Annotated in this window: 18 protein-coding genes and 1 other annotated feature; of the genes, 6 read left to right on the forward strand and 12 right to left on the reverse strand. The window is 46.4% G+C overall.

Going from position 1 to position 22,765, the window contains the following annotated elements; genetic code table 11:
* Positions 1–53 precede the first annotated feature (53 nt).
* Positions 54–321: a binding site (T-box leader), on the reverse strand.
* A gap of 135 nt (positions 322–456) precedes the next feature.
* Positions 457–3,480, forward strand: a complete 3,024-nt coding sequence (locus T3H97_RS15930; RefSeq protein ID WP_328800235.1) for a transglycosylase domain-containing protein — start codon at positions 457–459, stop codon at positions 3,478–3,480.
* A 123-nt stretch (positions 3,481–3,603) separates the two neighbouring features.
* Here the strand turns inward: T3H97_RS15930 and acsA are convergent, their stop codons facing one another.
* A complete protein-coding gene (gene acsA, locus T3H97_RS15935; protein WP_328800236.1) occupies positions 3,604–5,319 on the reverse strand; it encodes an acetate--CoA ligase in 1,716 nt (571 codons plus the stop codon).
* Positions 5,320–5,559: 240 nt separating this feature from the next.
* On the opposite strand from acsA, the gene T3H97_RS15940 reads away from it, so the two are divergent.
* Positions 5,560–6,192: a GNAT family N-acetyltransferase gene (locus tag T3H97_RS15940; protein ID WP_103048624.1), complete on the forward strand. Its 633-nt coding sequence runs from the start codon at positions 5,560–5,562 to the stop codon at positions 6,190–6,192.
* A gap of 12 nt (positions 6,193–6,204) precedes the next feature.
* On the opposite strand, the gene T3H97_RS15945 is transcribed toward T3H97_RS15940, so the two are convergent.
* The 4 genes from T3H97_RS15945 to T3H97_RS15960 form a co-directional block, all read right to left on the reverse strand.
* A complete protein-coding gene (locus T3H97_RS15945; protein WP_025724019.1) occupies positions 6,205–6,903 on the reverse strand; it encodes a 5'-methylthioadenosine/adenosylhomocysteine nucleosidase in 699 nt (232 codons plus the stop codon).
* A gap of 114 nt (positions 6,904–7,017) precedes the next feature.
* Positions 7,018–8,025 (reverse strand): catabolite control protein A, encoded by a 1,008-nt coding sequence (gene ccpA / locus T3H97_RS15950; protein WP_061828996.1) that lies wholly within the window; start codon positions 8,023–8,025, stop codon positions 7,018–7,020.
* Between the two features lie 107 nt (positions 8,026–8,132).
* The gene (gene ytxJ, locus T3H97_RS15955; protein WP_061828995.1) at positions 8,133–8,474 is read right to left on the reverse strand and encodes a bacillithiol system redox-active protein YtxJ; all 342 of its coding nucleotides are present in this window, start codon (positions 8,472–8,474) and stop codon (positions 8,133–8,135) included.
* A 101-nt stretch (positions 8,475–8,575) separates the two neighbouring features.
* The gene (locus T3H97_RS15960) at positions 8,576–9,022 is read right to left on the reverse strand and encodes a hypothetical protein (RefSeq protein ID WP_103048623.1); all 447 of its coding nucleotides are present in this window, start codon (positions 9,020–9,022) and stop codon (positions 8,576–8,578) included.
* 338 nt (positions 9,023–9,360) lie between these two features.
* On the opposite strand from T3H97_RS15960, the gene T3H97_RS15965 reads away from it, so the two are divergent.
* The gene (locus tag T3H97_RS15965; protein WP_250239420.1) at positions 9,361–9,891 is read left to right on the forward strand and encodes a type 1 glutamine amidotransferase domain-containing protein; all 531 of its coding nucleotides are present in this window, start codon (positions 9,361–9,363) and stop codon (positions 9,889–9,891) included.
* Between the two features lie 180 nt (positions 9,892–10,071).
* Here the strand turns inward: T3H97_RS15965 and ptsP are convergent, their stop codons facing one another.
* The 4 genes from ptsP to aroA all read right to left on the reverse strand — a co-directional run bounded on the left by ptsP (position 10,072) and on the right by aroA (position 15,762).
* Complete coding sequence (ptsP, locus tag T3H97_RS15970; protein ID WP_023989336.1) at positions 10,072–11,817, reverse strand: phosphoenolpyruvate--protein phosphotransferase; 1,746 nt, start codon at positions 11,815–11,817, stop codon at positions 10,072–10,074.
* Entirely contained in the window at positions 11,814–13,697 is a 1,884-nt protein-coding gene (locus T3H97_RS15975) for a glucose PTS transporter subunit IIA (RefSeq protein WP_328800237.1), read from the reverse strand. The genes ptsP and T3H97_RS15975 overlap by 4 nt, the downstream gene beginning before the upstream one ends.
* A gap of 304 nt (positions 13,698–14,001) precedes the next feature.
* Positions 14,002–14,436 (reverse strand): CoA-binding protein, encoded by a 435-nt coding sequence (locus tag T3H97_RS15980; protein ID WP_328800238.1) that lies wholly within the window; start codon positions 14,434–14,436, stop codon positions 14,002–14,004.
* Positions 14,437–14,469: 33 nt separating this feature from the next.
* On the reverse strand, positions 14,470–15,762 hold the full coding sequence (gene aroA / locus T3H97_RS15985) for a 3-phosphoshikimate 1-carboxyvinyltransferase (RefSeq protein WP_061828990.1): 1,293 nt from the start codon (positions 15,760–15,762) through the stop codon (positions 14,470–14,472).
* 283 nt (positions 15,763–16,045) lie between these two features.
* Between aroA and T3H97_RS15990 the strand changes: the two genes are divergently transcribed.
* Positions 16,046–16,351, forward strand: a complete 306-nt coding sequence (locus tag T3H97_RS15990) for a rhodanese-like domain-containing protein (protein WP_010345522.1) — start codon at positions 16,046–16,048, stop codon at positions 16,349–16,351.
* 247 nt (positions 16,352–16,598) lie between these two features.
* Here the strand turns inward: T3H97_RS15990 and gndA are convergent, their stop codons facing one another.
* Together gndA and T3H97_RS16000 are read right to left on the reverse strand one after the other, a co-directional pair.
* Positions 16,599–18,005, reverse strand: coding sequence for an NADP-dependent phosphogluconate dehydrogenase (gene gndA / locus T3H97_RS15995; RefSeq protein WP_013310934.1), 1,407 nt, complete (start codon positions 18,003–18,005; stop codon positions 16,599–16,601).
* Positions 18,006–18,178: 173 nt separating this feature from the next.
* Entirely contained in the window at positions 18,179–18,778 is a 600-nt protein-coding gene (locus T3H97_RS16000; protein ID WP_328800239.1) for a hypothetical protein, read from the reverse strand.
* A 279-nt stretch (positions 18,779–19,057) separates the two neighbouring features.
* On the opposite strand from T3H97_RS16000, the gene T3H97_RS16005 reads away from it, so the two are divergent.
* On the forward strand, positions 19,058–19,690 hold the full coding sequence (locus T3H97_RS16005) for a YktB family protein (protein WP_328800240.1): 633 nt from the start codon (positions 19,058–19,060) through the stop codon (positions 19,688–19,690).
* A gap of 25 nt (positions 19,691–19,715) precedes the next feature.
* Here T3H97_RS16005 and T3H97_RS16010 read toward each other — a convergent pair whose 3' ends face one another.
* Positions 19,716–20,999, reverse strand: a complete 1,284-nt coding sequence (locus tag T3H97_RS16010; protein WP_328800241.1) for an MFS transporter — start codon at positions 20,997–20,999, stop codon at positions 19,716–19,718.
* A 187-nt stretch (positions 21,000–21,186) separates the two neighbouring features.
* Here T3H97_RS16010 and T3H97_RS16015 point away from each other — a divergent pair, with 187 nt between their 5' ends.
* A complete protein-coding gene (locus T3H97_RS16015; protein WP_250239429.1) occupies positions 21,187–22,662 on the forward strand; it encodes an aminotransferase class I/II-fold pyridoxal phosphate-dependent enzyme in 1,476 nt (491 codons plus the stop codon).
* The last annotated feature ends 103 nt before the right edge of the window (positions 22,663–22,765 follow it).

Below are 22,765 nucleotides of genomic sequence, written 5' to 3' on the forward strand. Positions count from 1 at the left end.
TATTTTTCATCCAAAATATTACATATTAGACAAACCAAAAAGCCCCTTTCATCCCAAGGGACGAGAAGGAGCTGCTCGCGTTACCACCCTAATTAAAGAAACGCATGTCAAAGACATACATTTCTTTCACTTCATTTCCTATAACGGGCCTACACCCGGTACTGGATTACTATGATAGCTTCGCAAACCTGCAAATGCTTTCCATTCATCCAGACAGCTCCAGACGGTAATTCAAAGGAGGGACGCTACCGATTCACACCACCCATCGGCTCTCTGTACAACGTGAATCCGCCTTCTACTGAAGTCTTTCTCTGCTTTTCACGATATTTACTTTGACCTATTTATAACACACTGCTTTTATGTAGTCAACGACACCAAAAGACAGGCTTTTTAGCATATGGGTTCATTTTGTAATTTTATGCTATAATAATGGCTGTTATAAAGGAGGAAGACTTAATGGTTGAAGAAAAAAACAATGTATCAGAGCCAAAGCCTTCCCGCTTGCGGACAACCATGCGAAGGCTCGGCCGTGTCATAAAGTGGGTCGTCATCATCGGTTTTATGGGGGCACTATTTGCAGGAGGAGCCGCCGCCGGCTATGTTGCTTCTATTGTAAAAAGCGAACCCGTGCGTTCCAGATCCATGATCTTACAGGAAGTAGATAAGAATGCAATCACAGGCTTCGCTTATTTCAATGATGGCTCTCCCATCGGACAACTTCGGACAGAAGAAGATCGAAGACCTGTCACGTTTAAGGAGATTCCACAACTCGTCATTGACGCAGTCATTGCCATTGAAGATAATCATTTTTACGAGCATAAAGGTGTCGATCTGTCGGGAACGCTGCGTGCTGTGAAGCAAAAGGCGCTGCATGAATCCGTACAAACCGGGGGTAGTACCCTCACCCAGCAACTTGCGCGTCGTGTCTTTCTAAATCTCGATCGCACGGATGACCGCAAGGTCAAAGAGATTTTGCTGTCTCTGCGCCTTGAGCGCTTCCTAAGCAAGCAACAAATTATTACGGCCTATCTCAATAAAGTACCTTTTGGTAACGGTTCAAGCGGTTATAACGTCTTTGGCATTAAAGCAGCGGCCAAAGGTATCTTTAATGAGAATGATCTGAACGAGCTTAATATAGCCCAGGCTGCCTATCTAGCAGGTTTGCCACAGCTTCCTTCTTCTTATTCTGCTTTCAACGGTAAGGGTGAGTTTAATGAAGCTGGCTTTAAAAGAGCTATCAACCGCCAGCACCTGGTACTCAGTCGAATGCTGGAGGAGAACAAAATCAATAAAGCACAGTATGATGAAGCGATGGCTTTTGATATCAAAAAATCTCTCGCCCCACGCACTGTTAAAGCTTATAACACCTATCCATACCTTATGATGGAAACAGAACGACAAGCTGCGCAGGCACTCATGTCTGTCACCAATCCGGGTCAAGCAGCTAATGCCAGTGCAGATACCAAGACCAAGGATGATAACGATTTACTCAAAGAAGCCGAACAGCAGCTTCGCACAGGCGGTTATATGGTGTACACCACCATTGATAAGAGCGTATACAAATCTATGCGTCAAATTGCAGAAAATAAAGACAACTTCTCTGCCACTAGTAAAACCAAGGGGGACGAACAAGCAGCGGCTATTCTGATTCAGCATAAAACAGGCGCCATTCTTGGAATGATGGAAGGTCGAGACTTCCAAAAGGAGCAAATGAATTATGCCACCCAGATGGTACGTCAGCCGGGCTCAGCAATGAAGCCGATTGCTGCCTATCTCCCTGCATTGGACAGCGGTCTTGTACAGCCTGGCAGTATCGTGGATGATGCCCCTATTATTTTGAAAGATGGCAGTAATGGATATCACATTCCGAAAAATGCTAACAACCGCTATCAAGGATTGGTCACGGCGCGTTATGCACTGAATCAATCGCTAAATACGATAGCACTCAAGCTGTTTAACGAAAAAGTAGGGATCAGCAAAGCCTGGGCTTTTGCCAAGAAGCTGGGCATCACTACCTTGGAATCCAGTGATAATAACGCCCAAACGGGTGTACTTGGCGGCTTGGCCCACGGGGTGACCGTCGAGGAACTCACGAATGCATATGGAGCCATTCCAAATGGCGGTGTGTTTAATGACGCCTATATGATCGAAAAAATTGTGGATTCGCAAGGCAATATTGTATATAAGCATCAGCCTAATCCTGTGCAGGCCTTCTCACCGCAAACCGCCTACCTGATGACAGATATGTTGCGTACAGCCGTGTCGGAAGGCACAGGCAGACTGGTGAAGCGGAACTTTGATCAATCCGGTAAGATTCCGATTGCCGGCAAGACAGGCACTACGCAATCCTACACTGATGTTTGGTTCGAGGGCTTTACGCCTGACGTCACGCTGGGTGTATGGGTTGGTTACAAGCAACCTGTCAATAAGCTTGAAACGAAAGTCCAAAAAGAGCGGGCTCGTCGCTTATGGGCTCTAATCATGAATGAAGTAACAGCTAAAGATGCTCAGCTGTTCCAAACGGACAGCTTCAAGAGACCTGACGGCATTGTAAGCCGTACAGCATCCGCGTATGGTTCGGACATTTATAACAGTAAGTATCCACCTAAAAACAGTGAAAATGGTGTGAGCCGTGCGAAATATATTACCTACCAAGGTGTGAATTATATTCCACGCGATGGTACACCGGATGATATGTTATATGAACGGACCGTTAGGAAACGGGAAAAGTCAATCTCAGAATTGATTAAAGAGCTTCAGCAAGCCTTTAAGGTGATGAGACGACATAATTCGTTGTCCTACTATCTGCCTCAGGATGCTGATAAGGAAGCTCCTACTCAGATTGATCCACGTAAGGACGATGGAGCAGCCCCTAACGCTCCATCTAGCGTCAACGTAAGCTATAGTGACGGCAAAGCCATAATCAGCTTTAGCCCAAGCGGAAACAGCGACGTCGTAGGATACCGTCTATATCGTTCTACAGATGGGGGCAGCTTCCAACGGCTTGGCAAGGTTGTTATGCCTGACGGCTCCAAGGTGTTCTATGACAGCCCTGGGGGCAGCAGCTCCAGCTACTACGTGACCGCTGTTGATGTAGGCGGCCATGAGTCCGGGCCAAGCATGAAAGCAAGCGCAGCACCTGTGGTGCCGCCTGCAGATTCTGAGTCTCCAGACGTTCCAAGCGAGGGAGATGGAACTGGTGTGCAGCCTACAGAGGTTCCTACTGCCCCTGGACAGCCTCAAGCTAAAGCCGCAGGCTCATCCGTAGCGCTCCAATGGAGCGCAGGTAAGCCTGCGGACGCTATTACAAGCTATAACGTGTATTACAGCGAAAGCGGTGCGGAGCCTTTTACAAACATAGGCTCTACCGCATCTACCAACTTTGAATATAAATCGGGGAAAAAGCCAAAAGGCTGGTTCCGTGTCACTTCCATGAATGCCATGGGGGAATCGGCTCCTTCCGGAGCCGCCCGTCCATAACTGAAGACAAAAGCAGAAAGTGATAGGTTAGGTGAAGATGAGATTCACCCTAACAAAAAGGGAGTCCCCTTAGCCATTAAGGCTTTGGAGTCTCCCTTTTTTAATTCTAATATGCACAGCACTTCAATCCTCTATGGTAGATAAGTCACCTGTAGGAAGGTTAAGCTCCCAGGCTTTCAACACGCGTCTCATAATTTTACCAGAGCGGGTTTTGGGTAACTTTTCCTTAAACTCAATTTCGCGTGGAGCAGCATGAGCAGACAGCCCTTCCTTTACGAAGCGATAGATGTCCTGCTGCAAAGCTTCAGACGGTGCATAGCCTTCACGCAATGCAACAAAAGCTTTGATAATCTCTCCCCGCACGGTATCTGGTTTTCCAATGACTCCAGCTTCCGCTACAGCAGGATGCTCCAGAAGCTTGCTCTCCACCTCAAAAGGGCCGATTCGCTCCCCGGAGGAGTTAATGACATCATCAATCCTACCCTGAAACCAGAAATATCCGTCCTCATCCATGTAAGCTGAATCACCCGATACATACCAACCGGGAAAGCGGAAATATTCCTGAAACTTGTTCGGATTGTTCCATATACGATTCATCATGGATGGCCATGATGTGCGGATCGCCAAGTGGCCCATCCGGTTAGGAGGCAATACCTGCCCTCTGTCGTCCAAAATAGCTGCCTGAATACCTGGGAGTGGCTTTCCCATCGAACCCGGCTTAATTGGCAGCTCAGGGTAATTACAAATCAACTGTGCTCCTGTTTCCGTCATCCACCAAGTATCATGAATGCGCTGTGTATACACTTGCCATCCCCATCGCACCACTTCTGGATTCAGCGGTTCCCCAACGGATAAAACATGCCGCAGACTGCTAAGATCATATTTGGAAACAACCTGCTCCCCTGCGCTCATCAGCATCCGAAACGCTGTAGGAGCACTATACCATATGGTCACTTCGTGACGCTCAATCGTGCGGTACCAGTCTTCCGGGCTGAAACGCCCCCCACGAATGACATTCGTCGCTCCATTTAGCCATGGAGCAAAAATACCGTATGATGTTCCCGTGACCCAGCCAGGATCAGCAGTACACCAATACACATCATCTTCCCGCAAATCCAGCACCATTTTCCCAGTATAGTAATGCTGAATCATTGCATTTTGCACATGATACACGCCTTTGGGCTTGCCTGTTGAGCCTGATGTATAGTGAATAATTAATCCATCTTCACGATTCAACCATTCTGGCTCAAGTTCCTCTGAGGATATAAGCATTTCTGTCTCAAAATCGATAATTCCCTGCTCGCGTGCATCCATATCACCAACCACAAAAATATGCCGCAGTTCAGGAAGCTCCTCACGTTTTACCCGTGACAGAAGCGCAGGTGTGGTCACTAATGCCACTGCCCCACTATCCTCCAATCGATCCTTAACCGCAGTTTCCATAAACGCCTCAAACAATGGACCGACAACAGCCCCTACCTTTAGAACACCAAGTAAACTAATAACCAGCTCGGGTGAACGCGGCATGAAAATAAACACCCGCTCCCCTTTACCAATACCGTATTTCCGCAGCACATTTCCGAACCTGTTAGAGCTAGCACGAAGCTGAGAGAAGGTGTAGGTTTCATGACGGTTTGCGTCACAATATAATAGTGCCGCTTTCTCACCTCGTCCTTCCTGTACATGTCGATCAATGGCTTCATGTGCCATATTTACCTTGCCTGTTTCATACCACGTAAAATGACGCTCTGCATCTTCCCACTGAAAGTTGTTGTAAGCTTGTTCATACAGGCCCATGTTGGATGTGGGAACTACAGTCTGGAGTTCTTCAATCTTCATGCGTTCAGCCTCCTCACAATGGATTAATGAGAATCACACGGAACAAAGATAACGCTTACAAAATAAATAAAATAGATGAAGTCCTTTGGTTTACTGATTGATTTAAATTGTGAACATTTTATGTCTAAAACAGTATATCATAGGTCAGGATGTGACGACCATCCTTTTCATTTAATTGTTTTTTTGCTATAAGTAGGGGATATGAGGAACGAGATTATGGCGAACAAGGAGGGCGTACGCATGCAGCATTTAAAACTGTACCACTTGGATACGCTGGATCATAACGGACACACAATATATGTAGAAGGCCCCGTATCCGCGGATCAACTGCGTTCATTTCAAATGCACAAGCAATTAGATGCCTTTCGCAAACCAAAGGAACAGTTCGACGCGTTAGTGGATATTTCGGAACTGCCAGAAGGGAGAATTATCGTTGCCCACAACGGGGAAACCATTCTGGGTTACGTTACTTTTCATTACCCAGATGAGATGGAACGCTGGTCGGAAGCTGGCATGAAGGATTTACTGGAACTTGGAGCTGTTGAGGTAGCCGATGACTATCGTGGTCTGGGCCTAGGTAGCCGAATGATTCGGATTGCCTTTGAGGACGGCCAGCTTGAATCCTATATTATTTTTACGACCGAATACTATTGGCATTGGGATTTAAAAGGCAGCGGTCTCTCCGTATGGGAATACCGCCGCATGATGGAACGTCTGATGAAAACTGTAGATATGGTCTGGTACGCCACGGATGATCCTGAAATATGCTCACATCCTGCTAACTGTCTGATGGTACGAATGGGAAAGGATGTGCCCCTCGCATCACAGGAGCAGTTTGACCATATCCGGTTTGTCCGAAGATTCATGTATTAAAAAATTATACCATTAGCCCAAATGCTTGAGCATGAATTCCACAATACGATGCGAACGATGTGAAGCTTCTACCGTAAATTCAGCATAATTAACGTGAGCCGATCCATCAGCCTTATCTGACATAGACCGTAGGACAACATAAGGCACAGCGTTCATATGAGCTGTCTGAGCCACAGCTGCACCCTCCATTTCGGTACAAGCACCATCCATTTCCTGATGCAATGCAGTCACTAACTCACGATTTGCAACAAATTGATCGCCAGAAAGTACCTTCCCGACAATATACCGATCGCCAAACGATTTGCAGGCTTGCTCAGCTAGACTTACAAGCTCGGGATCAGCCACAAACTCTGAGGTGTCCTGATAAGGAATGACCCCTCTGGCATAACCCAAAGGTGTTACATCCATATCATGCTGCATACATGTTGATGAGATGACAATATCCCCAATGTTTAAATCGGGATGAACTGCCCCTGCCACTCCCGTAAATATAATCTGTTCTACACCAAAATGATCAATCAGGATTTGTGTTGTTACCGCAGCATTAACCTTGCCTACACCGGATTTGCAGACAACGACTCTTTGCCCGTGAATGATTCCTGTAGTGTACGTGATTCCAGCCTTGACCGTCTTGCTCGCTTCCGTCATCGCTGCCAGCAGCAATTCGATTTCTTCATCCATAGCACCCATTAATCCGTAAAGTCGGCTCATTACGCATCCCTCTATTCTTGGTTTGATGATGATGTCCATAAGAAGCTTTATATCCGCGAAAAAAGCTCCATCAAAGGAGCTTTCATCGAAGGTATATCCTATTCAGCACTGCGTCTAGTCTAAATAATTAACTGACAACCGCAAAATAGTTTCATGCGGCAAAATAACGCGAGGGTTCTCCACGTTTTCCTTTTTCATCAGCTTGGTCAGCAAACGCATCGCTACCGCACCCAAATCGTACATCGGTTGCGCGACGGTTGTCAGCTGAGGACGAACCATAGAGGCCATACGAATATTGTCAACACTGATTACCGAAAAATCATCAGGAACTTTCAATCCCTCATCCTGAATACTGTGGATCGCACCAATTGCCATTTCATCCGTAGCAGCAAAAATCGCACTTGGCTTCTTCTTCAAGCCGAGAAAATATTTCATTGCTTCGACACCGGATTCATAACGGTAGTTCCCGATTCGCACGAGATCCTCCTGATAATCAATTCCGGCTGTTTCCAGTGCTCTCTTGTAACCTTGGAAACGTGCATAGCCGTTTGCAGGGTCTTGAAGCGTACCACTGATCATTGCGATTTGACGGTGTCCATGGCGGATCAACGTGTTCACTGCATCATAAGCAGCGGCTTCATGGTCGATATCGACCGAAGGATAGCTTCCTTTTTCATCACTCGTTGCACATAGAACAATAGGGACCGCAGCTGTATGGAACGCCTGAATATGCTCGTCCGTTACTGTACCACCCATGAACAGAAGACCATCCACTTGCTTTTCAAGCAATGTGTTGATGACACGAATCTCTTTTTCTTTTCGTTTGTCGGCATTACACAAAATAATATTATAGTGATACATATTCGCTATATCCTCAATACCGCGCGCAATTTCTGCAAAAATTGAGTTCGATATATCCGGTATAACCACGCCGACGGTCGTTGTCTTCTTGCTGGCCAGACCTCTAGCGACCGCATTTGGACGATATCCCAATTGTTCAATCGCTTCGTACACTTTCTTGCGGGTCTGAGGTTTCACATTAGGATTATTGTTAACTACGCGGGACACTGTGGCCATTGAGACACCAGCTTCGCGAGCTACATCATAGATCGTTACCGTCACATTCCTTCTCTCCATTGCCAATAAATTTTCAACCGAATCCTAGATCAACTAATTAGAACCATGATACGACAAAATACTACTTTATGCAACGACAGCACACATTCTATCTATGTGAGATGATCGTGGAGTGCACGGGCTGTAATATTCGAATGGGATGTATGCCAAACAGCCTCTCCGTCCTTTATTAAAATGGCCTGCGGGGATTCATGCTTCACCTGGAGCCTGTCCGCGGTTTCATTAGACACCGGCCGATCTTCTACTACATAAATGATACCGTATTCAATATTTTCGTTGGGAGCGCCATGCAAATAGGACTCCACTTCCTGATATGCGCCTGCACTTATCGGACAACGTGTGCTATGTTTAAAGAGAAGCAACGGCTTGTCTGATGACGCTTCCAGAGCCGTATTTAATTGTTGAACAGTAGTCATTTTTGTCATCGTCGCCATTGGATATACATTCCTTTCTGTGTCTTGTCGTATGGCCTATTCTCATCGTAACAAAAAGAACATGTAAAATCCAATGGTGACCATGAAAATTTTCATATTTTTTAGTTTTTTGTATTCGTAAATACCGATTCACTGGTAAAACCGGATAATTGAACCAATTTTTTCTCTACATCATTCATCCAATCCTCGTCTCCCAGACTTCTCGCATAGCGATAAAGATCCAGTAGGAGATTAATTCGAAGCTCCATGCGCTCCTCCAAAGCAGATTGCCAATCCACATTGGGTTTGTCCGCTTCCTCCAGTACAAGCTTGCGAATGATTTCTGCCAGTTCATTATTGCGAGCAAAAGATATTCTCCGTGCCGTAGGTTTGCTCCCTAGACTTTGTAATAGTGCCTTAATGTCCTTCGTCACATGCTGCAAAACCTCACTGGAAAAGCATGACGAGCATGAGAATACAGGGACGTGCAAAATTTCAACCTTGCCCGCATAGATTACCTTTCGCAGTTCCAGTCCCATCGGTTTGCCACATTGACATTGCTTATGCATTTAACCACCTCATTACGTAGGATCAAACTATACGAGGATCTCATCAGAATCCAAATATATCTATCTACTAGTCTAATAAATATTTGTTAACTCCATTAAATCTATCATACCTTGTTTTATTTCGACTTTGGGACCTCAAATCCTTCCACAGATTGCAGCTATGAACAAATTACCAAAGCTTTGGAGAGTCAGAAAATGACGACAATTGCTGTCGAAGAGCAGACTACTAACGTAAGAATCTGCAAAGGAATGGACTTCGGGCGTTCTTTTTCTTAAGATGTAAAAGTACAGATTACAAAACAGAGGTGTCATCATGTGACGCACGAAAGGATGGTTGGATGTCAAGACTTGCCGGAAAAAAGGTTATCGCCCTAGTGGATGAGGAATTCGAGGATCTGGAGCTGTGGTATCCGATTTACCGTGTTCGTGAAGAAGGCGCAGAAGTGCATTTAGCCGGTGCGGAAAAGGGTAAAAAATATATTGGAAAATATGGCGTACCTGCGGAAGCGGAATATGCCTTTGAGGAACTGAATAGCAGTGATTATGACGGGATTCTCGTCCCTGGCGGTTGGGCACCTGATAAACTGCGCCGCTATCCCAAAGTAATTCAACTCGTACAGGAGTTTCATGCTGCTCATAAGCCGATTGGACAAATCTGCCATGCAGGCTGGGTACTGATCTCTGCTAAAATTTTGGATGGTGTTACGGTAACCTCCACACCAGGTATTCGTGATGATATGGAGAATGCAGGAGCTATTTGGAAGGATGAGGCAGTTGTAACGGATGGACATATTGTATCTGCTCGTCGGCCGCCTGATCTTCCACCTTACGGAAAAGCGTTCTGCGATTTGTTAGCAGATAACACCTGAATTTTCCGTAACCACAAGAGGCTGTCAACAAGATGAAAAAAAGAACCATCAAAACCATGAATAAAGTGGTTTTGATGGTTCTTTTTCGTTTAAACCATGCTACGACATTAAGGTTTGCTACGACAAGCCTAACAGTAAGGAGTTCTGGCTCCTCCTGAAGATGTATGCAGACATTACATATTACTGCCGTCCAGGCCCGGCCGGAGTGCAGCTGACATTAGCTGCAGTGAGCTTGTCTTCGATCGCTGCACCAGTGGACATGCCAAAGCAAACCTGAGCGACTGTCGTTGCCTCAGATGCAGTCGTATTCAGCACACGATGCTTGACCCGCAATAAAGATTGGGGAGACATGCTGAGTTGATGTATCCCCAGTTCCAGCCAAAGAGGAACGGACCGTTCATCTCCAGCCATCTCACCACATACACTCACATCAATTCCTGCTTGATGTGCCGCTTGTGCAGTCATGCGCAGCATTCGAAGTACAGCTGGATGGTATGGATGGTACATATGTGCAATCTGCTCATTCATACGGTCTACAGCCAGCACATACTGAACCAGATCATTCGTTCCGATACTAAAAAAATCTGTTTCAGCTGCCAATAGATCAGCGATCATCGCTGCAGCCGGTACCTCAATCATAATACCTCGCTGAATGTTCGGATTATAGGCAAGCCCTCTTGCATCCAAATCCGCCATAGCCTCTTTCAAAAGAGCATCTGCCTGGCGGACCTCCTCCACGGATGAGATCATCGGATACATTACCTTGATATTTCCCGTTGCACTGGCTCTCAAAATTGCAGTCAACTGGGTTTTAAACAATTCCTTCCAATCTAGACTGATCCGTATAGCACGGTAACCTAGAAAAGGGTTTTCTTCCTCTGGTAGTTGAAGATAGTCCAACGGCTTATCTCCACCGATATCCAATGTACGGATGACTACGGAGTGGTTTCCTGCCTTTTCCGCTATCAGCCGATATACTTCATACTGCTCCTCTTCATCTGGAGCAGATTTGCGATCCATGTATAAAAATTCCGTGCGGAACAGTCCTACACCTTGAGCGCCATGCTTCAAAGCTGCCTCCAGCTCTTTAATCGAACTAATATTGGCCGCCAGCCTCAGAGTGGTTCCATCTTTGGTCACGGCATCTACAGAAGCAAGTACCTGAAGCTGCTCTTTTCTGCGTCGCTGCTCGTCGCGCAAAATTTTATAATGATCAGTTACCGTTTTTTCCGGATTCACATAAACTTTGCCCAGGTCTCCGTCCACAACCATCATATCTCCCGTTTGAACGGGCAAATTCAGATTGCTCTCCAGTCCTGAAACAAGTGGAATACCAAGTGCGCGGGCCATGATCGCAGAATGCGATGTTTTACCACCATTCATAGTTACAATCCCTAAAACATAGCTAGGATTCAAGTGTGCCGATTGGGAGGGTGAGAGCTCCTTGGCTACCAGAATATAGGGCTGTGTGTCCTTGGGAAGAGTCACTTCCGGTGCACCCAGCAAATGCTTAAGCAGTCGGTTCCCCACATCTTTGATATCGATTGCCCGCTCCTTCATATATTCATCATCCAGTAAATCAAACATTGTCACAAAATGATCAATGGCTTCCTTCACGGCCACCTCGGCCGCCTTGTACTGACGCTCAATAATTCCGCGAATTTCATTCATGAATTCCGGATCTTCCAATATCGCAAGATGAGCATCAAAGATGCTGGATTCCTCTGGCCCCACCATCTCTCGAAACTCATCCTTAATAAACTGGATTTCACTTTTGGATGTGCGTATCCCTTCATACAAACGTTCAAATTCCTTTGCAAGATCTACCGCATCCATTTTTTGATCAGGTAAATCCCACTCCCAGCTCGGCAGGACAAATGCCTTCCCGATTGCCACACCTGCTGCGGCGCCGATGCCTTCTATCATGTTTCTACCCCTCCAACATTCCTGTCATGCAGCACAACGGACATTACCGAGGCCTGACCTTTTTTCACTGTTTTAAACGGAGCAAAGCTCCACGACTTGACGCGATCCGGATTCGTGATGACCATAGGAGTCACCAGCGATGGAGCTTGCTCTCGCAGCGCCTGCAAATCAAATTTGATCAGCAATTGCCCCGGTTCCACCGTATCGCCTGCTTCTACCATAGCAGTAAAATTCCCTTTTAGCTGTGAAGTATCAATCCCTATATGGAGCAGAACCTCAAGTCCCTCTCGTGTGGAGATGCCTAAAGCGTGCATAGTCGGATACAAGTGCATCACAGTACCATACACCGGAGAAACAAGTTCACCGCGTTCAGGAACAAAAGCAACACCGTCCCCAACCAGCTTCGTCGCAAAAATTTTGTCAGGCACTTCATGAATCGGTAGCATTTTTCCATGTACAGGAGCGTTGAACAAAATTTGAGGGAGATCACGCTCCATCAGCTTCGCGATTTCCTCACGAATCAGTTCTGAATACGTTCCGAATACAACCTGCAAATTACCCCCACCCAGATTGATAAGCCCGGCCGATCCCAAAGCCTTCATCGCTCCGGTATCAATCAGCTTGTCATTGTGGACGGTCAGCCGCAAACGTGTGATGCAGGCCTCTACCTGCACAATATTTTCCTTCCCGCCGAGTGCTTCCAAAATAAGCGGAGCACTATAAGGAATATTGCCGGCCCAATCCTCCAGAACCGAACCTTCCTCGCGCCCGGGAGTTGGAATACGGAAGCGCCGGATAGCCCATCGAAACAGTACATAATACACAAGCCCGTACGCCACTCCCACTGGAATTAACAACCAGGCGTTATGTGATAGATGAAAATTAAGGACATAATCTATAAAGCCCGCCGAATAGGAAAATCCGTGATGAATATCCAGCTCAAAGGTAAGCCACATGGCCAGCCCAGACATAACTGCATGAACGAGGAACAAATAAGGAGCAGCAAACAAAAAGGCAAACTCAATCTGTTCCGACACTCCAGTAAAAAAGCAGACAAGCGCAGCTGTCAAAAATGTTTTTTGCACCTTTGGCTTCAAATCTTCACGCGCTTCCTGAATGATCGCCAGCGCAATGGCAGGGATCGCAAACATCATAATGGGGAACAACCCGGACATGAAATAGCCCGCTGTCGGATCGCCAGCAAAAAACCGGGGTAAATCTCCCTGCACAACGTTGCCAGACGGCGTTTTATATGTACCCAGTTGAAACCAAAAAATATTATTAAGCAGATGGTGCAGACCAAAGGCCGCCAGCAACCGGTATAGAATACCGTAGATAAACAGTCCAAAGCCGCCCAAGCTCGATTCCAAACCTACTATAAATTGCAGACCTCTCTGTATGAGTGGAGCAATAATTAGCATGAGTCCTGCAAACACAGCTGAGAAGAGGCCAATAAGCAGCAGAACAAATCGGGTACCCCCAAAAAACTGAAGCACCTCGGGCAATTTGATGCTTTTGAAGCGATTATAGGCCACCCCTGAAATGACCCCCAAAATGATACCAATGAGCGTCGCCGGTTGAATGAGTCCGTTTCCAAATTTCAATGTGACCTGATCGTATATAGCCATACCAGCCAATGCTGCCAGTCCCGCCTGACCTGCCTGATTTGACATACCCAGAGCAACACCAACCGCAAATAAATATGGCAAAAAATAAAAAATCCCGTGTCCAGCCGCATTTGCCATATCAGACACCATAGGGAATCCCCATGTGGACCAAGGAAGGCTGCCGAGACTTAGCAATATTGCAGCGGCTGGTAGCACCATCGTCGGGAGCATGACAGCACGACCGAGCTGTTGTAAGGATCCGAGCCAATTCATGGCATTCCTCTCCTTTCTATCCCTGATGGTAAGCCGAATAAATACTTTTGTCAAAGCAATGATTCCATCTGCCAAAATATTTATTTACGCTACTACAGGTCAAAAACTTTATCATCACAAAAGATAACACTATGAATCCGTTTAGACCAATTTCATCATCAAGGCATACATACATTATATGGATTATTGAAAGTATAATATACTGTACCATATTCCTCATTTCGCACCAAAAACCTTCAACCCTGTGAAGCAAGGGAAGAAGGTTTTTATTCATCTGCGTATAGCCCAGATCACTGATCCATGTTTATCCTTTACGTACAGCCTGGGTCACTGAGTCCTCCACCTTAATGCAACGATCCATAATAACTGTCATTCCATGCTCCTGCGCAATGTCAGCGGCTTCCTGGCTTATAATTCCCTGTTGAAGCCACAAAATCTTAGCTCCAATAGCAGCTGCTTCACGCGCAACCTCTGCACAGTATTCACTGCGGCGGAATACATTGACCAGCTCCACAGGCTCAGGTACTTCAGCAAGACTGGCATAACAAGTCTCCCCAAGGATCGTTTGCCCTGCCACCGCAGGGTTAACCGGAATAATCCGGTATCCCCGCTTCTGCATGGCATAAGAAACCATATAAGAAGTTCGATCTGATTTATCAGACAAACCAACAACCGCAATACTGCCTACTTGTTCCAAAATGGTTTTAATCTCTTCTCTCGACGGATTTTCAAAAGCCATCCTGTTCCCTCCTATTCGCATCTTCGTTTGTTTTTATTTTACCCATTCTACAGAAGCACCAAGCGTCGTTAGATGGTCAAAATACTGCGGATACGATTTGGCGACATGATGTGCGTCCTTAATCACTAACGGCTTCTGTGCGCGCAAACCAACAATCGTCAAGGCCATAATAACACGGTGATCAAAATGCGCATTAATTTCCACGCCACCTTCGACACCCTCCGGTCTGCCATGTACGATAATTTCCGCTTGGCGTTCTTCTACCCGAGCTCCAGCCTTGGTCAGCTCATTCAAATAATCGGTAATGCGGTCACATTCCTTATATCGTAAATTTTCCACGTTATAAAAACGGGACGTGCCTTCAGCAAATACAGCCGCAGCCACCATTGCAAGCACAGCGTCTGTTGCAGCATCACCGTCAAACTCGACAGCTTTCAATCGGCCATTGCCCTTCACAACGACGGTATCGTTCTCATGTGTCAGTGGCACTTCCATCATACGCAGCACATCTACGATAGCGCGTTCTCCCTGTTTGCTCTGCTCTTTAAGACGATGGATGGTAACATCGGAATTCGTTACAGCCGCCGCCGCCAGCACTGCTGCACTCCCTGGATAGTCCCCCTGTACAGTATACGTACGTGGCTGATAGGATTGCCGCCCTGGGACACGGAAAGACATGTAATCATCGCTTGCATGAATGATAATACCAGCCTCTTGCAATACCTCCAGGGTCTGCCCAATGACCACCTTGGATTTCAAATCATGCAGCACTTCGATTTCACTGTCTTCTTCCAGTAAAGGCGTAAGGAATAGCAGGGCGCTCAAATATTGTGAGCTAACCGAGCCGGACACCTGAATTTTACCGCCTTTCGCCTGACCACCCTGAATACGAATTGGCAACTTACCTTCACGATGATCTACTTTCACGCCCAGTTGCCCCAGTGCATCGATTAAATCATCATGTGGTCTCTTGCCCAATGAGTCGGGATATGTATTAACAAATGTGACATCTGGACATAGAGATGCAATACCCATCAAAAAACGGAGCACCGCCCCTGCGTTTCCCACATTCAATTCCTTCACAGCTTGAGGATGGCTACCAAAACCTGTAATCACTATTTTTTCATCATCCTCTTCCAGTACTGCACCCAGATCAGCGATACAACGACGCATAGCATCACTGTCTTCACTATGGGCTGGATAATAAATGGTACTTTGTCCCTCAGCAAGTGCCGCAGTGAGCAGGTAACGAGTAGTGTAGTTTTTGGAGGACAGGGCCCCAATCTCTCCTTGCAAGGAAGGGGTAGGTCTAACGATAACATCCATAATGTACATGCTCCTTTTCGGTTCAAACCATCCTATTTTACGTTAATTATACAAGTTGTAGCATTCATTTCTCCACCCCAAAAAAAAAATATTAATCTAGGTCACCCGAATGAACCCCGCCGGTTAATTAATCTATACCTGCCTTAATCTATACCTGCCTTTAGGATTAAGCGGATTGACAGCCTAGAGATAGCTTAGCTATCATACATAGAGTGTGTGTGACATTTTGCACACGTCAAAAACATACGTAGCACCCATTTTATATCAGAAAAGAGGTCCGGCCATGACGCAAATCGCCCTGATTGAACCTTCTGAGTTGCGCGCACGTCTGCAAGCAGGAGAGCAATTGCAATTAATCGACGTCCGCGAAGCGGAAGAAGTAGCGGAAGGCATGATTGAAGGTGCCAAGCACATTCCGCTCGGACAGCTTCCGGGTCGTCTTGAAGAAATTGAACGCACCGGTGAAATTATCTTTATTTGCCGGAGCGGTTACCGCAGTGAACGAGCCTGCGAATATCTACAGCAGCTAGGATATGAAGGCTGTACTAACATGACTGGCGGCATGCTGCAATGGTCACAGGAGCAATAGAAAACCTACTTAACAAAAGAGACGGGAACTTCCCGTCTCTTTTGTTTCAACTCAAAGCTTAGACGCGGTAATGCATTAAAATATTTTGTCCCTATCATACCATAGCGTCAAAAGATTACACAATCCTCTACTGCCATCAGAATGATATCCATAATTATAAATTAAAAAACGGAAGCTTCTTCTACCCATAGGGCAAAAAAGCTTCCGTTGTATTACATAATGCTATTCATACATATCCGTCCGTCCATTAGAACCATTGATGATGGAATACGCCTTCTTTATCCACACGTTTGAACGTATGGGCACCGAAGTAGTCACGTTGTGCTTGCAGCAGATTTGCTGGCAAACGCTCAGTGCGGTAGCTGTCATAGTATGCAAGCGCGCTGGAGAAGCCAGGCACTGGAATACCTTGGGATACAGCCACGGAAATCACTTGACGCCATGCATCTTGATACGTTTCAACTACATTTTTGAAGTAAGAATCCAGCAACAGGTTTTTCAAGGCGGGATCGCGGTCATATGCATCCTTGATGTTTTGCAGGAATTGCGAGCGGATAATGCAACCACCGCGGAAGATCATAGCGATTTTTCCGTATTTCAAATCCCAATCATATTCATCGGAAGCTGCACGCATTTGAGCGAAACCTTGAGCATAGGACACGATTTTACTTGCAAACAGTGCTTTACGCACACTTTCGATAAATTCTTTTTTGTCGCCGCTGAAGGACTCAGCATTAGGACCGCTCAGCACCTTACTTGCCGCAATGCGCTCGTCTTTCATAGCAGACAAGAAGCGGGAGAATACGGATTCGGTAATCATGGACAATGGCACACCCAGATCCAGCGCGCTTTGGCTCGTCCATTTACCTGTACCTTTTTGACCAGCAGCATCCAAGATAACGTCTACCATTGGCTTACCTGTTTCAGCATCGTACTGGGAGAATATGTCAGCTGTAATTTCGATCAGGTAGCTGTCCAGTTCCCCTTTATTCCATTCCGTGAAGATTTCATGAAGCTCTTCCGCATTCACATTCAGGACTGATTTCAACAAGTGATACGCTTCACCGATCAATTGCATGTCGCCGTACTCAATACCGTTATGCACCATTTTTACATAGTGACCAGCACCGTCGGGACCGATATATGTACAGCATGGGTCGCCTTCCACTTTAGCAGAGATTGCCGTTAGAATCGGCTCTACCAGTTTATAGGCACTTTCTTGTCCACCCGGCATGATGGCAGGACCATTCAAGGCACCTTCTTCACCACCGGATACGCCTGTACCAATAAAGCGAAGTCCTTTTTCCTCCAGCTCCTTGCTGCGGCGCTGTGTATCAGGGAAGTAGGCATTGCCTCCGTCTATAATAATGTCGCCCTTGTCCAGATGAGGCACAAGCTGTTCAATCGTGGCATCTGTTGCTTTACCAGCTTGAACCATGATCAGGATTTTACGGGGGGATTCCAATGAGTTCACAAATTCTTCAATAGAGAAAGTACCCGTCAGTTTTTTACCTTCTGCTTCTTTGATAAGATCATGCGTTTTTTCTGGAGAGCGGTTAAAAACCGAGACGGTGAAGCCTCTGCTCTCAATGTTAAGGGCTAAATTCTTACCCATTACCGCCAGGCCGATCACACCAATTTGCTGTTTTGCCATCTGGTTCCTCATCCTTTGCAACATATTTTGTCTTCTATATCGCCGCTTTACCGCATTACACTTTATGTGAATCGGAACACGTGCACTTCTATTTTAACGTTTTTAATGTAAGAAGTGAACCCCTGTCTATTCACAGATCAAAACACCCCATTTACATGAGGTGTTCAGATGTACTACGCTTCCATCATCAGCAGTTGGTGGGATAGCGTTTGCAGGCGTTCATGGCAATTCCCGATTTTAGCCTTATCTCCCTCTGTCATCGCTATGAACAGCTTCTCCAATTCATCGTCCACTTCCATTTTAAGCAGCAGCAGTCTGGTTTCTCCTTCATTGGAAGCGTACATATCCTCCATTTCCTGTGCGGACAGCACCGGTCCCTTCTGATAAATGACACGCTGCTTAAAGCCTGTAACCTCGACCAGACGAATGACCTCACCGAACAAAATATTTTCTACCAAAATATGATGATCCTTGACTCTTTTGACAATAGCATGACCTCGAGTGCTTCCAATCAGCTTCTCCAACCACTCAGCCAGCTTGGCATCGCGGATTACATAATCTCCAGCCAACTTGTAGTGTCCTGTGCGCAGCTGTTGAAAACGGAGCTTCACCAGCTTGCGCCCGGTTCTCACCGACAAAACCAGGTACGACTCATCCTCGCTCCAGTACAGCGAATACCCTTCCGATATCAAATCCTTGATCAGATTATGGATATGCCGACGGCTAAACCGGAGCTCTAGATTGCAATATTCTACCTCACAGCCCTTGTTCACGGCATTCCCTCCTTTTTCAAGTCCGATTCAAGAAGTCCGGCTACAGCAAGCCTGCGGCTTTCCCGCTTGATCTTCCCTTGCTCTATTTTATACTTCATTTTATGTAAGGGTACTTGGTTATTTGACCTATTTTTATGAGTAACAGCGAACAATCCTACTTTTGCCTTATATGCTTGTTTCAAACCTAGTCTAAAGTCGCTCAAGCCCGTTGGCATTATGCTATAATCGGACATATTACGCCACACGATATGGCTTAACCCAGTTACAGGAGGAAAAGGAATGACATTTAGTGGATTTACCGCAAAGGACTTCGATGTTTTTGAAATACCGGGGTTGGAGCCTCGTATGGAGGTGCTAATTCAGCAGGTTCGGCCCAAGCTGGAGGCGATTGGCGAGGAACTGGCCCCCTTCCTGACGGACTTATGTGGAGAGCCTATGCACGTTCACGTCGCCAAGCATGCACGACGCAAAGTCAATCCACCCAAAGATACTTGGGTTGCCTGGGCGGCAAATAAGCGCGGGTACAAGGCGTTGCCGCATTTTGAGGTAGGTATGTTCGCTTCCCATCTATTCGTTATTTTTGCAATTATTTATGAAAGTCCTAACAAAGCTACATTTGCTCAGGCACTCGAAGCCAACCTGAGTGATGTGCGTTCTAACCTACCGGATCATTTTTACTGGTCCATGGATCATATGGCCCCGGAAGGCACGGAACAACAACATATGGATAATGAAAATTTTCAAACGATCATCCACAAGCTGCAACAGGTAAAAAAAGCGGAGGTCATGTGTGGAATCCGTATTGACCGAGAAGATCCACTTGCCAGCGACGGGGCTGCATTATTACAGGCAGTGCGTTCTACCTTTGAGCATTTGCTGCCGCTGTACCGAATGTCTTTCTCGAAAGAGTAGCCCTCGCCGCTTTTCAAGGCGCTGTTCAGGCCTCTACAGTCTTCCTCCGTGGATTACGCGCCAGAGCCAGGTGGCAGCCAAACATGAGCAGCATCACGACCCCACTGATGATAAATGGAGCTGTGTGTCCGGCACGGTCCCATAGCACTCCTGAAACGAGCGGGCCTATAACCATGCCGGAGCCTTGAAGTGTTAAAAAAAAGCCCCATACCGTTGCTCGCTCGCTTTCCGGAATCAATCGGGCAAGAAACGTATTCCATGCAGGCAAAATGAGCGCATATCCCAAACCAATAAGCGCCACGGATACAAACACCAGCGGAATAGATCGAACGATTGAGAAGAAAAACAGCGTAATTCCGGCTAGCAAAAAGCCAACATGTAGAAAATACTCCGTTCCAAGTCTGTCGACCAACTTGCCGCAAGGGATCAGTGCCAGCACAGTCACCCCACCGCCTGCAATCAGAAGCACGCTGTACAGGTTTGGTGAAATCCCGAGGTCCGTCCGTGCGTACAGCGTCAGTACGGGGCTGATCAAACCGATAACAAAAGACTGCAAAAACAGCGCCGGGTAAATTAACGGATTGACGTTAAGCTTTGTTTTGAGCACACCGATCGTCTCCTGGATTCCTTTCAGAATTTGCTGTTTCTGCTTTGTGTACCCATCAGACGACACTAGAGCGCTCTGTTCGAGGTCACCTTTATCAGGAGACCTTTTCGGTCCTGGCAGCATAAGAGCAACCAACAACAATACAATACTGCACCCTATCAAAATCATGAACACCATGCCGTAAGAATGCCCATAGTGGGATATGGCGAAGTTCATAATGAGCGGACCCAATCCCGTTCCACCCATAGACGCAATTTCCAGTGTGCCCATCGCCGCGCCATTACTGTTATTAGGCCCGGACATTTCGGTCGTTCCGGTCATAACACAAGGCCAGAGCGGAGAAGTACCCAGACCGAGCAGCAGACACGCGACGACGAGCCACACGGGCTCTGTCAATACGCTCAGCATAATAATCGCTACAAGCGTAAACAACAGCGCGGTCGACATCGTTCCACGGTAACCGAGCCGTTCAGCCATCCACCCCGCCGGTGCCCGAAACGCATTGTCTCCAAAATACTGAAGCGAAAAGGCCAAACCAATAATCCCGGCCGACAAACCAAGCGTCTCTCCCATATATACCGGCAGGATGGATACCAGAAGAGATCCTTTCATAAATTCGACCAGAAATACCAAAACCCACAATTTAGTAAAAAAGGGAGTCCACAACCGCTGCGGAGCTTTTTTTCGTCCTATTTGCCTCATCTAATCCACATCCTCCACCTTCATTTTTTGGCTATAAAGACCAGGTTCACAGCCTACTCCACTCTTTCGCAAATAAATGCGCCCTCAATCGCTTGCATTCCTACTTCAAACTGCTATACTCAATTTTGTTCTATTATCACTTGCACAGGATTATCAAAATCCTGCACGAAAGGTTGTGACAACACTAATGAATCAAAGCAACACCCCGCTTTTTACTGCTTTGAAAAAGCATGCTCAGAGCAACCCGGTTCAATTTCACATCCCAGGTCATAAAAAGGGAGTGGGAGCAGATTCGGAATTTCGCGAATTTATGGGGGATAATGCCTTTTCCATAGATATGATCAATATCGCTCCATTGGACGATCTGCATCAGCCATCAGGCGTCATCGAAGAAGCTCAAAAGCTTGCAGCAGAGGCCTTCGGAGCTGATTATACGTATTACAGTGTACAGGGAACAAGCGGAGCCATCATCACCATGATTATGTCCATTTGCATGCCTGGTGATAAAATTATTGTACCCCGAAACATACACAAATCTATAATGTCTGCCATTATCTTTGCTGGTGCAAAACCAGTATTTATTTCTCCAGTCAGTGATGAGAATCTCGGTATTCATCACGGGGTTACAACCAAGTCCGTACGCCGGGCATTAGAACGTCACCCTGACGCCAAGGGCGTCCTTGTTATCAACCCGACATATTACGGTGTGTGCGCCGATTTAAAGGAAATTGTAGATCTCGCTCACAGCTATAATGTGCCGGTCCTGGTCGATGAGGCTCATGGAGTACTGATTCATTTTCACTCTGATCTACCGATGTCCGCCATGGAGGCGGGAGCAGACATGTCAGCTACAAGCGTTCACAAGCTGGGTGGTTCCTTGACTCAAAGCTCAATTCTGAATGTAAATACGAAAAACGGATACGTTAACCCACAGCGTGTACAAACGATTTTCAGTATGCTGACAACAACGTCGACTTCGTATATTCTGCTGGCTTCGTTGGACACATCCCGACGTAATCTGGCCCTTAACGGTCATGAAATAGCACAACGTGCTCTGGAATTGGCTGAATATTGTCGTTCAGAGGTCAACAAGATTGAAGGGCTATATTGCTTTGGCAGCGAAATTCTTGGCACGGAAGCTACCTATGATTATGATCCAACCAAAATTACGGTTCATATTCGCCATTTGGGCCTTACCGGATACGATGTGGAAAATTGGCTGAGAGATCACTACAATATCGAGGTTGAGCTTAGCGATATGTACAATATTCTCTGTTTGGTGACCCCTGGTGATACCAAAGAGGAAATTGAAATTTTGTTAAAAGCTCTGCGTGAGCTGGCTTCTCTGCACTATTCCACAGGTCAGGAGCATGAGCTAGTTGTAAAGATACCGGATATCCCTCAGCTCTCCCTCATTCCAAGAGACGCTTTTTATGGAGATACGGAAATCGTGCCTTTCAAGGAATCTGCAGGTCGCATTATTGCAGAATTCATCTATGTGTATCCACCTGGTATTCCGATCTTACTGCCAGGAGAAGTTATTTCGCAAGACAATATTGATTATATTGTTGAACATGTAGAAGTAGGCCTGCCTGTAAAGGGACCTGAGGACCGAACAGTACATCAGGTGAAGGTTATCGTCGAAACTGACGCTATTTCATAATATTGAACTGTCAACACATGCTTACAAAATATGTTGATAGTCAAGAAAAAAAGCCCCCATTCGGGGGCTCTTTTTCTTGAAGAGCTATACACCTGCTACATCC

The organism is Paenibacillus sp. LX16, assembly GCF_036252815.1.
Classification (GTDB): domain Bacteria; phylum Bacillota; class Bacilli; order Paenibacillales; family Paenibacillaceae; genus Paenibacillus; species Paenibacillus polymyxa_B.